Below are 11,081 nucleotides of genomic sequence, written 5' to 3' on the forward strand. Positions count from 1 at the left end.
GCCGGGCCCTCCTACCGGGACGACTTCGGGTCGAGCGCGTCGCGCAGCGCGTCGCCGAAGAGGTTGAAGGCGAACACGAGCGCGAAGATCGTGATGCCGGGGAAGAAGACGTACGCCGGGTCGGTCTGGAGGTAGTCCAGGCTGCGGTAGATCATCCGGCCGAAGCTCGGGGTGGCGTCGGTCAGCCCGACCCCGATGAACGACAGCGCCGCCTCGCTGGTGATGTACGCCGGCACCGCCAGCGAGAACGACACCAGGATCGGCGCCCAGAGGTTCGGCAGCAGTTGCCGGAACAGCATGTGCCCCAGCCCCGCGCCGCTGGCCCGCGCCGCCTCCACGAACTCCCGCTCGCGCAGCGCGATCACCTGCCCGCGTACCAGCCGGGCGGTGCTCGTCCAGCCGAACAGCGCGAAGATGGCGATCAGCACCCCGATCTGGAAGGCGGCCGGCACCTCCTCCCGCTGGCCGTAGAAGCGCAGCGCGATGGTGGGCGTCAACGCCAGCGCGATGATCAGGAACGGCATCGCCAGGGTCAGGTCGGTGACCCAGTTGACCACCGCGTCCAGCCAGCCGCCCAGGTAGCCGGCGACGGTGCCCAGCACGACACCGATCGCCGCCGTGGTCACCGCCGCCGCGAAGGCGATGAACAGCGAGGTACGCAGCCCGTGCACCATCCGGATGAAGATGTCCCGGCCCAGCGCCGGCTCCAGTCCGAACCAGTGTTCCCCGGTCACCCCGCCGGCGTAGCCGAGCGGCATCCCGAACCCGTCCAGCCGGGACTGGAACTGCTCCCGGGGACCGATCCCGTACGCCCACTCGATCAGCGGCACGGCGAGCGCCACCAGCACGAAGAAGACCAGCATCCCGCCGCTGACCAGTCCGGTGCGGTCCCGGCGCAGCCGGGCCCAGGCGAGTTGGCCGGGCGAGCGCCCGACGAAGCCGGGACCGGGCCGGTCGCCACCCGTCGCGGCCTCGGCCTCGGCCAGCGTCGCCGGGTCGACCGGGGACACACTCATGTCGCCACCTCCTCGGCGTCGCCGCCGGCCCGATCCGCGCCGGCAGCCGCCACGGCACCGCCCGGCCCGGCCGGCGGTGGTCCGGTCTCCGGGAAGTGGCAGGCGGTGGCGTGCCGGCGGTCGCCGTCGACCACCAGCGGCGGTTCCTCGCGGGCGCAGACGTCCCGCGCCCGGGGACACCGGGTCCGGAACCGGCAGCCCGACGGCGGGTCCAGCGGCGTGGGCACGTCCCCGGTCAGCCTGGTCCGCCCCGCCCCACCCGGCGCGGTCACCTCCGGGACCGCCGACAGCAGCGCCCGGGTGTACGGGTGCCGGGGCCGCCGGTAGATGTCGTCCCGGTCGCCGATCTCGACGATCCGGCCCAGGTACATCACCGCGACCCGTTGGCAGAAGTGCCGCACCACGGCCAGGTCGTGCGCGATGAACACGAACGCCAGGCCGAGGTCGCGTTGCAGGTCCCGCAGCAGGTTCACCACCTGCGCCTGGATCGAGACGTCGAGGGCGGAGACCGGCTCGTCGGCGACGATCAGCTTCGGCCGCAGGGCCAGCGCGCGGGCGATCCCGACCCGCTGCCGCTGCCCGCCGGAGAACTCGTGCGGGTAGCGGTTGTAGTGCTCCGGGTTCAGCCCGACCAGCTCCAGCAGCTCGCGGACCCGCGCCTTCACCCCGCCGGGCGGGTCGATCCCGTTGACCTGCAACGGCATCGCCACGATCCGCCCGACGGTGTGCCGGGGGTTCAGCGAGGCGTACGGGTCCTGGAAGATGATCTGGAGGTCCTGCCGTAGCGGACGCAGCTCACGCCGACGGGCGTGGGTGATGTCCCGGCCGGCGAACTCGATCGTCCCGGCGGTCGGCTCCAGCAGCCGGACCAGCATCCGGCCGGTGGTGCTCTTGCCGCAGCCGGACTCCCCCACCAGGCCCAACGTCTCGCCGGGCCGCACGTCGAAGTCCAGCCCGTCCACCGCCCGCACCAGCCCCCGGGACCACAGGCCGGTCCGGACCGGGAAGTGCTTGGTCAACCCCCGCACCCGCAGCAACGGCTCGGCCTCGCTCATGGCAGCCGCCTCTCGCCCAGGGGCACTGTGGCCAGGCGGGCGCGGTCGTCGGTGGGCAGGTGACAGGCGACCAGGTGGCCGTCCGCGCCGGCCGGGACGAGCTGCGGCACCTCGGCGCGGGAGCGGTCGCCGGCGTACCGGCAGCGGGGGTGGAACGCGCAGCCGGCCGGCAGGTCGATCAGCGAGGGCGGGTTGCCCGGGATGGGCACCAGGTCCGCGTCCGGGTCGCCGTGCAGCGACGGCACGCTGGAGAGCAACCCCCAGGTGTACGGGTGCTGCGGCCGGCGGAGCACCTGCGTCACGCTCCCCCGCTCGACCACCCGCCCGGCGTACATGACCAGCACGTCGTCGGCGACCTGGGCGACCACCCCCAGATCGTGGGTGATCAGCACGATCGCGGTGCGGAACTCGGCCTGGAGGTCGGCGAGCAGGTCGAGGATCTGGGCCTGCACCGTCACGTCCAGCGCGGTGGTCGGCTCGTCGGCGATGACCAGGGCCGGGTCGTTGACCAGCGCCATCGCGATCATCGCCCGCTGCCGCATCCCGCCGGAGAACTCGTGCGGGTACTGGTCGTAGCGGCGGGCCGGCTGCGGGATGCCCACCCGGTCGAGCATGTCCACCGCACGGGCCCGCGCCGCCCGCCGTCCCGCCCGGGGATGGTGCACCCGGTACGCCTCGGCGATCTGCCGCCCCACGCTGTAGTAGGGGTGCAGCGCGGACAGCGGGTCCTGGAAGATCATCGCCACGTCCCGGCCACGCAGCCGGCGTACCCGGTCCTCGGGAAGGCCGACGAGTTGCCGCCCGCCGACGCTGATCGTGCCGGTGACGGTGCCGCGTCGGGGGTCGTGCAGGCCGAGCACGGCCAGCGCGGTGACGCTCTTGCCGGAGCCCGACTCGCCGACGACGCCGAGCGTCCGGCCGCGCGGCACGGTGAAGGACACCCCGTCGACCGCGCGTACCACGCCGTCGGCCGTGTCGAACCGTACCCGCAGGTCGTCCACCCGCAGGTACGGGTCGTCGCCACCGCGCGGCTCCGGCACGGCCGGGCCGGCGTCCGGCGGGCCGGGTGGCGCTGCTTGCGGACTGTCCACGACCGCCTCCCTCGGGTTGTAGGGAACCTACAACAAACAGCCGAGGCTGAAAATAAGCTACGGACAGCGAGCTGGCGCCGGACCACAGCGTAGCGAGTCGATGACCCCGCCGCGCACCCTCGACCGCCCCGTCCGAACCGGCCCGGACCGTCGCGGTCCGCGTCGTCGTGCGGTGTCGTCGCCCGCCGGTCGCACCAGGGGTGCGAGCATGGCCCTGGTGCCCGACGGAGGATGCCGGACGACACGAGGTGGAGGTGACCGACCATGACCGCAGCGGTGTTCGGCCACGACGGACCGTGGACCGAAGAGGAGTACCTCTCCCTCGACGAGACATCTCAACGCGTCGAACTCTTCGACGGGAGCCTCCACGTGACCCCAGCCCCCACCCCCCGCCACCAGCGCATCTCGCGCAAACTGGGCAACATACTCGAACCGGCGGCCGAGCAGGCCGGTCTGGAACTGCTGGAGGCGGTGAACGTCCGACTTCGCCCCGGCCGCATCCCCATCCCCGACCTCGTCATCACCGACCCCGTGAATCTGGACGAGCCGATGATCGAGGCGGACGAGGTGCACCTCGTCTGCGAGATCATCTCGCCGAGCAACGCGTCCACCGACAAGGTCCTCAAGATGCACTACTACGCGGCCGCCGGCATCGGGTGGTATCTGCTGGTGGAGCAGAAGACCGGCGCGCTACGCCTCTACCGTCGGCGGGGACGCCACTACACGGAACACTCCGCCACCAAACGGGGCGAGGCCCTGCGCCTACTCGAGCCGGTGCGGGCCACGATCCGGCCCGAGGATCTGGTGCCCTGACGGATGTCGGTGGACTGGCCTAGGGTCGGTCCATGACCGAGTTCGACGCGGCGGCCGCAGCCGTACAGGCCGCTCTCGACGCAGGTGCCCGGTATGCCGACGCCCGGGTGATGCACCTGCGCTACGAGTCGATGTCCGCGCGCAACGGCGCGATCGAGGAACTGACCCAGGACGAGAGCCTCGGCCTGGGCGTACGCGCGCTGGTCGGGTCGGGGTGGGGCTTCCACGCCGTACCCGAGCTGTCCGACGCGGCGGCCCGCGCGGCCGGCCGGCGGGCCGCGGAGGTGGCCGCCGCGAGCGCCCGGGTGGCCGGCCCGCCGATCACACTGACCCCGGCCGAGCCGGTGGTGGCGAGCTGGGCGTCCGACTGCGCGGTCGATCCGCTCGGCGTGCCGCTGTCCGACAAGGGTGACCTGCTGGTCCGGGCCACCGAGGCGGCGCGCGGGCAGGGGGCCGACCTGGCCCAGGGGCTCTACCAGGTCTGGGACACCCGCAAGTGGTTCGTCTCCAGCGAGGGGCACCGCATCGACCAGCACATCCGCGAGTGCGGCGGCGGCATCTCGGCCACCTCGATCGGCGAGCACGAGACCCAGCGCCGCTCCTGGCCGAGCTACCGGGGCCAGTACGGCACCACCGGGTGGGAGCTGGTCGAGTCGCTCGACCTGACCGAGCACGCCGCCCGGATCGCCGACGAGTCCCGGGCGCTGCTCACCGCGCCGGAGTGCCCGGCCGGCGAGACCGACCTGATCCTGGGCGACGAGCAGCTCGCGTTGCAGATCCACGAGTCGGTCGGGCACGCCATCGAGCTGGACCGCATCCTCGGCTGGGAGGCCGCCTTCGCCGGCACCTCGTGGCTCGACCTGGCCCGGCTCGGGTCGCTGCGCTACGGCTCCGAGCTGATGAACGTCACCATCGACCCGACGATCCCCGGCGCGCTGGGCAGCTTCGGCTTCGACGACGAGGGCTCCCCGGCGGTCAAACGCGACGCGGTACGCGAGGGCCGCTGGGTCGGGGTGCTCGCCGGCCGGGACTCGGCCGCCGTCGCCGGCCTCGGTTACGGCGGCAGCGTACGGGCCGACGGCTGGGCCCGGCTGCCGATGGTGCGGATGACCAACGTGGGCCTGGAACCCGGTCCGCACACCCTCGACGAGATCATCGCGGCCACCGACGACGGGGTGCTGATGGACGTCAACCGGTCCTGGTCGATCGACGACCGGCGGCTGAACTTCCAGTTCGGCTGCGAGATCGCCTGGGAGGTGCGTAACGGCCGGCGTGGCCGGATGCTGCGCAACCCCACCTACACCGGCATCGGTCCGCTGTTCTGGCGGTCGATGGACATGCTCTCCTCCGAGATCGTCCCGTGGGGCACCCCGAACTGCGGCAAGGGTCAGCCCGGCCAGATCGGGCACACCGGGCATCCGGCCGCGCCGGCCCGGTTCCGGGGCGTCCGGGTGGGGGTGCGGGCATGACCGGCCTGCGGGAAACCGGGGCGACCGAGCTGGACGTCGCCGCCCGGGTGGTGGAGCTGGTGCACGAGGTCGCCGGTCCGACCGCCGAGGCCGAGGTCACCGTCGTCCGGCACGATCTGGCGTTGACCCGGTTCGCCAACTCGTTCATCCACCAGAACGTCGCCGAGTCACAGGTGACGGTCCGGCTGCGGGTGCACGTCGACGGTCGGACGGCCGCCGGGGGCGGCAGCCTGGTCGACCCGGACGGGCTGCGGGCCCTGGTCGGGCGGACCCTCGCCGCGGCCCGGCTCTGCCCGCCCGACCCGGCCTGGCCGGGGCTGACCCCACCGTCGGCGGTGCGTTCCAACGGCCTGCTCGACGAGGCGACCGCCTACGCCGAGCCGGCGGCCCGCGCCGAGCGGGTCCGGGCCTTCGTCGACGCGGTGGGCGGGTTGGAGGCGGCCGGGTACTGCCGCACCTCCTACCGGTCGGGGGCGTTCGCCAACTCGGCCGGCCAGGCGGCGCAGGGGCGCACCACCGAGGCGGCGATGGACGGCATCGCCCGCACGGCCGGCGCGGACGGGGTGGCCCGGCTCTGCGCCGGCCGCCTCGACGAGGTGGACGGCTCGGTCCTGGGGGTCCGGGCGGCGGCGAAGGCACGGGCCGCCGCCGACCCGGTCGAGCTGCCCCCGGGCCGGTACGAGGTGGTCCTCGAACCGGCCGCCGTGGCCGACCTGTTGCAGAATCTCGCCTGGTACGGCTTCAACGGCAAGCGGCACGTCGAGGGCCAGTCGTTCGCCCGCCCCGGCACCGCCCAGTTCGATCCGGCGGTGACCCTGGTCGACGACCCGACGTACGGCGGGGCGATGCCGTTCGACCTGGAGGGCACCCCGCGTGCGGCGCTGACCCTGGTCGAGGCGGGCACCACCCGCGCGGTTGCCCACGACCGGCGCAGCGCCGCCGGTGCGGGCACGGCGTCGACCGGTCACGGGGCGCCGGGCGGCGCGACCTTCGGCCCGATCCCCCGCAATCTCCGGATGGCCGGCGCGGGCCCGGCGACGGCCGGCGGGGGTCCGGGCGGCGGCGCGGCGGGCCCGGGGAGCGGGGGCGGCCCGGTCGCGGGGGCGGTGGCGGACGCGGACACCGCCGCGCTGGTTGCGCCGATGGCCCGGGGGCTGCTGGTCAGCGACTTCTGGTACACCCGGGTGCTCGACCCGAAGAGCCTGGTGATCACCGGGTTGACCCGCAACGGGGTGTGGCTGGTCGAGGACGGCGTGCCGGTGCGGGCGGTGCGGAACTTCCGGTTCACCGAGGCGTACCCCCGGGCGTTGGGGCCGGGGGCGGTGCTCGGCCTCGGCCGGCGGCCGGTCCGGCAGCCGGACCGGCTCGACGGCGGCTGGTGGGAGGGGCCGCCACTGCGGCTGGCCTCGTGGAACTTCACCGGCGGCGCGTCGGGCTGACGGGTGCCGCAGCGCACGCGGGCCACCTGACACCTGCGGAAAACTGGTTACGGCCCGGGTCTTTCCAAGGTGCGGGACACACGGGACACTGCGTTGCGCGGCCCGACCGTGATGATCGGCGTAACGTGTGTCACTTAGCTGCGCCGATGTCCCGGCGTGGTCGCCTGCTTGCGCACGACGCGGCAGTGGACACGGTCCGGCCGGTCCACTGACCGGCACGGAACGAGAACCGCCGCCCGCGAGGGCCCGTCCCGTCAGGAAGACGACTCGAATGACATCAACGGCAACGAAGCCGCGGGGGGCGCGGGCGCGCGCCGCCATCGCGGCGAAGACGTTGCGGACCGACCGCTGGTGGTTCGCCCCCCTGATCACCGTCGTCGGGCTCAGCGCCTGGGTGGCGTACGCGACCGTCCGGGTGTTCATGCACAAGTGGTACTGGGTGGACCAGTACCACTACCTGACGCCGTTCTACTCCCCCTGTGTGACCGACCGGTGTGTCGAGGGCTCCTCGCACTTCGGCAGCTTCCTGCCCGGCTGGTGGATCATCCCGGACGCGGCGCTGACCCTGCCGTTCCTGCTGCTGTTCCGGTTGACCTGCTACTACTACCGCAAGGCGTACTACCGGTCGTTCTGGTTGTCGCCGCCGGCCTGCGCGGTGCCGGACGGGCACAAGTCCTACTCCGGGGAGACCCGGTTCCCGCTGCTCGGGCAGAACCTGCACCGCTACTTCTTCTACGCCGCCGCGATCATCTCGCTGATCAACACCTGGGACGCGGTCCTGGCCTTCCACTCGCCGGAGGGCTTCGGCTTCGGGCTGGGCAACATCATCCTGCTGGGCAACGTGGTGATGCTGTGGGCGTACACCATCTCCTGCCACTCCTGCCGGCACATCATCGGCGGGCGGCTCAAGCACTTCTCCGCGCACCCGGTGCGGTACCGGGCCTGGACGTTCGTGTCCAAGCTGAACACCCGGCACATGCAGCTCGCCTGGATCACCCTCGGCACGCTGGCCTTCACCGACTTCTACGTGATGGCCATCGCCGCCGGCTGGTTCAGCGACCTGCGGTTCATCAACTAGAGGGCGCGGCGACATGACCACTACCACTCGCATCGAACGACACCACTACGACGTCGTCGTGATCGGGGCCGGCGGCGCCGGCCTGCGCGCGGCGATCGAGGCCCGGCTCGCCGGCAAGAAGACCGCGATCATCTCCAAGTCGCTCTTCGGCAAGGCGCACACCGTGATGGCCGAGGGCGGCGCGGCGGCCGCGATGGGGAACGTGAACAGCCGGGACAACTGGCAGGTGCACTTCCGCGACACCATGCGCGGCGGCAAGTTCCTCAACAACTTCCGGATGGCCGAGCTGCACGCGAAGGAGTCGCCGCAGCGGATCTGGGAACTGGAGACGTACGGGGCGCTCTTCGACCGGACGAAGGACGGCAAGATCTCCCAGCGCAACTTCGGCGGGCACGAGTACCCCCGGCTGGCGCACGTCGGTGACCGTACCGGCCTGGAGCTGATCCGCACCCTCCAGCAGAAGATCGTCTCCCTCCAGCAGGAGGACAAGCGCGACCTCGGCGACTACGAGGCCCGGATCAAGGTGTTCTCCGAGACCACGATCACCGAGCTGCTGCTCGACGGGGACCGGGTGGCCGGCGCGTTCGGCTACTACCGGGAGTCCGGCGAGTTCATCCTGTTCGAGGCCCCGGCGGTGGTGCTGGCCACCGGCGGCGTCGGCCGGTCCTACAAGGTCACCTCGAACTCGTGGGAGTACACCGGGGACGGGCACGCGCTGGCGCTGCGCGCCGGGGCCACCCTGATCAACATGGAGTTCCTCCAGTTCCACCCGACCGGCATGGTCTGGCCGCCCTCGGTGAAGGGCATCCTGGTCACCGAGTCGGTCCGGGGCGACGGCGGCGTGCTGAAGAACTCCGACGGCAAGCGGTTCATGTTCGACTACGTCCCCGACGTCTTCCGCAAGCAGTACGCGGAGACCGAGGAGGAGGCGGACCGCTGGTACACCGACCCGGACAACAACCGGCGTCCGCCGGAGCTGCTGCCCCGCGACGAGGTCGCCCGCGCGATCAACAGCGAGGTCAAGGCCGGTCGGGGTACGCCGGCCGGCGGCGTCTACCTGGACATCGCCTCCCGGCGTTCGGCCGAGGAGATCCGTCGCCGGCTGCCGTCGATGTACCACCAGTTCAAGGAGCTGGCCGACGTCGACATCACGGCCGAGCCGATGGAGGTCGGGCCGACCTGCCACTACGTGATGGGCGGCGTGGAGGTGGACCCGGACTCGGGGGCCGCGTACGGCACCGTGCAGGGGCTGTTCGCCGCCGGTGAGGTTTCCGGTGGCATGCACGGCTCCAACCGGCTGGGCGGCAACTCCCTGTCCGACCTGCTGGTCTTCGGCAAGCGGGCGGGCGGGCACGCGGCGTCGTACACCGATCAGTTGACCTCGCGGCCGAAGGTGCCGGTGAGCGCGGTGGAGACCGCCGTGGAGACGGCGCTGGCGCCGTTGCAGCGGGACACCGGGGAGAGCCCCTACACCCTCCAGCAGGACCTCCAGGCGGTGATGGGCGATCTGGTAGGAATCATCCGCCGGGAGGGCGAGCTGGTCGACGCCCTGCGCCGGCTGGCCGAGCTGCGCGAGCGGGTGGCGAAGGTGAGCGCGGTCGGCGGCCGGCGCTACAACCCGGGCTGGCACCTGGCGCTGGACCTGCGCAACATGCTGGTCGTCTCGGAGTGCACCGCGAAGGCGGCGCTGGAGCGGCAGGAGTCGCGCGGCGGGCACACCCGGGAGGACTTCCCGACCATGGACCCGAAGTGGCGTCGGGTCAACCTGGTCTGCGCGCTCGACGGTGACACCGTCCGGCTGGAGCACAAGCCATTGCCGAAGATGCGGGCCGAGCTGATCGGCCTCTTCGACCGTACCGAGCTGGCCAAGTACCTGACCGACGAGGAGCTGGCCGACTTCGACGCCCTCACCGAGGAGGCGAACTGATGGGAAGCAAGCGGGAGTTCCGCATCTGGCGGGGCGACGAGACCGGCGGTGACCTCCAGGACTACTCGGTCGAGGTGAACGAGGGCGAGGTCGTCCTCGACGTCATCCACCGGCTCCAGGCCACCGACGCGCCCGATCTGGCCTGCCGGTGGAACTGCAAGGCCGGCAAGTGCGGCTCGTGCTCGATGGAGATCAACGGCAAGCCCCGGCTGAGCTGCATGACCCGGATGTCGACGTTCGAGGAGTCCGAGACCGTCACGGTCACCCCGCTGCGCACCTTCCCGGTGATCCGGGACCTGGTCACGGACGTCTCGTTCAACTACGAGAAGGCCAGGGAGACGCCGGCTTTCGCCCCGCCGGCCGACCTGGCCCCGGGCGAGTACCGGATGCAGCAGGTCGACGTGGAACGCTCGCAGGAGTTCCGCAAGTGCATCGAGTGCTTCCTGTGCCAGAACGTGTGCCACGTGATCCGCGACCACGAGGAGAACAAGCCGGCCTTCTCCGGCCCCCGGTTCTTCATCCGGGCCGCCGAGCTGGACATGCACCCGCTGGACGCGAAGACCGACCGCAAGCAGTACGCGCAGCAGGAGCAGGGACTCGGCTTCTGCAACATCACCAAGTGCTGCACCGAGGTCTGCCCCGAGCACATCAAGATCACCGACAACGGGATCATCCCCATGAAGGAACGGGTCGTCGACCGCAGGTACGATCCCCTGGTATGGCTCGGTAGCAAGATCTTCCGTCGGGGCGAGACGCCCCAGAGCACCGCGAACAGCGGGGGAAAGGGGTCCGTGGTGCACAGCGGCGCCCGTCAGGCCGGAGTCCACTCGCACGCCGGCGGTTCCGGCGACCCGGCCGCAGAGGCCCAGGCGCAGCAGGGCGTGAACTGGCACCGCGAGGTCCCGCACCCGACCATGCCGGCGGTCGACGACCGGGGCAAGCTCCCGCTGACGGAGTTGACCTTCGACCGGGCGGCGGCCCCGTCGCCGTTCGGTGACGACGTCACCTTCCCGCTGCCGCCGGAGCACCTCAACTTCGCCCACCCGAGCCAGGACGAGAAGCACTGAACCGGCACGACTGGCACTGAACCGGCCTGACGGGCACCGGACCGCACGAACGGCACCGGACCGGTACGGGGCCGGCACCGTTGCGGCGCGACGCGCGCCGCAGCGGGCACGACGAGGTCGACGGGG

General features: G+C 72.1%; 9 protein-coding genes. 6 read left to right on the forward strand and 3 right to left on the reverse strand.

Annotated features, from left to right (window positions below; translation table 11 throughout):
- Positions 1-11: 11 nt before the first annotated feature.
- Genes B5D80_RS13890 through B5D80_RS13900 form a run of 3 tightly spaced genes read right to left on the reverse strand, consistent with a single transcriptional unit; the run spans position 12 to position 3,111 of the window.
- Positions 12-1,016: an ABC transporter permease gene (locus B5D80_RS13890; protein WP_088644270.1), complete on the reverse strand. Its 1,005-nt coding sequence runs from the start codon at positions 1,014-1,016 to the stop codon at positions 12-14.
- The gene (locus B5D80_RS13895; RefSeq protein WP_245854551.1) at positions 1,013-2,071 is read right to left on the reverse strand and encodes an ABC transporter ATP-binding protein; all 1,059 of its coding nucleotides are present in this window, start codon (positions 2,069-2,071) and stop codon (positions 1,013-1,015) included. Before B5D80_RS13895 ends, B5D80_RS13890 begins: the two co-directional genes overlap by 4 nt.
- The gene (locus tag B5D80_RS13900; RefSeq protein WP_169733057.1) at positions 2,068-3,111 is read right to left on the reverse strand and encodes an ABC transporter ATP-binding protein; all 1,044 of its coding nucleotides are present in this window, start codon (positions 3,109-3,111) and stop codon (positions 2,068-2,070) included. The genes B5D80_RS13895 and B5D80_RS13900 overlap by 4 nt, the downstream gene beginning before the upstream one ends.
- A 315-nt stretch (positions 3,112-3,426) precedes the next feature.
- On the opposite strand from B5D80_RS13900, the gene B5D80_RS13905 reads away from it, so the two are divergent.
- From B5D80_RS13905 to B5D80_RS13930, 6 genes are all read left to right on the forward strand, one after another.
- Positions 3,427-3,975, forward strand: a complete 549-nt coding sequence (locus B5D80_RS13905) for a Uma2 family endonuclease (protein WP_088644272.1) — start codon at positions 3,427-3,429, stop codon at positions 3,973-3,975.
- A 32-nt stretch (positions 3,976-4,007) separates the two neighbouring features.
- The gene (locus tag B5D80_RS13910; protein WP_088644273.1) at positions 4,008-5,444 is read left to right on the forward strand and encodes a TldD/PmbA family protein; all 1,437 of its coding nucleotides are present in this window, start codon (positions 4,008-4,010) and stop codon (positions 5,442-5,444) included.
- Positions 5,441-6,883, forward strand: coding sequence for a TldD/PmbA family protein (locus tag B5D80_RS13915; RefSeq protein WP_088644274.1), 1,443 nt, complete (start codon positions 5,441-5,443; stop codon positions 6,881-6,883). Before B5D80_RS13910 ends, B5D80_RS13915 begins: the two co-directional genes overlap by 4 nt.
- A 271-nt stretch (positions 6,884-7,154) precedes the next feature.
- On the forward strand, positions 7,155-7,961 hold the full coding sequence (locus tag B5D80_RS13920; protein WP_088644275.1) for a hypothetical protein: 807 nt from the start codon (positions 7,155-7,157) through the stop codon (positions 7,959-7,961).
- Between the two features lie 13 nt (positions 7,962-7,974).
- Entirely contained in the window at positions 7,975-9,888 is a 1,914-nt protein-coding gene (locus tag B5D80_RS13925) for a fumarate reductase/succinate dehydrogenase flavoprotein subunit (protein ID WP_088644276.1), read from the forward strand.
- A complete protein-coding gene (locus tag B5D80_RS13930; RefSeq protein WP_088644277.1) occupies positions 9,888-10,955 on the forward strand; it encodes a succinate dehydrogenase/fumarate reductase iron-sulfur subunit in 1,068 nt (355 codons plus the stop codon). Before B5D80_RS13925 ends, B5D80_RS13930 begins: the two co-directional genes overlap by 1 nt.
- The last annotated feature ends 126 nt before the right edge of the window (positions 10,956-11,081 follow it).

It is taken from the genome of Micromonospora wenchangensis (genome assembly GCF_002210435.1).
GTDB lineage: Bacteria > Actinomycetota > Actinomycetes > Mycobacteriales > Micromonosporaceae > Micromonospora > Micromonospora wenchangensis.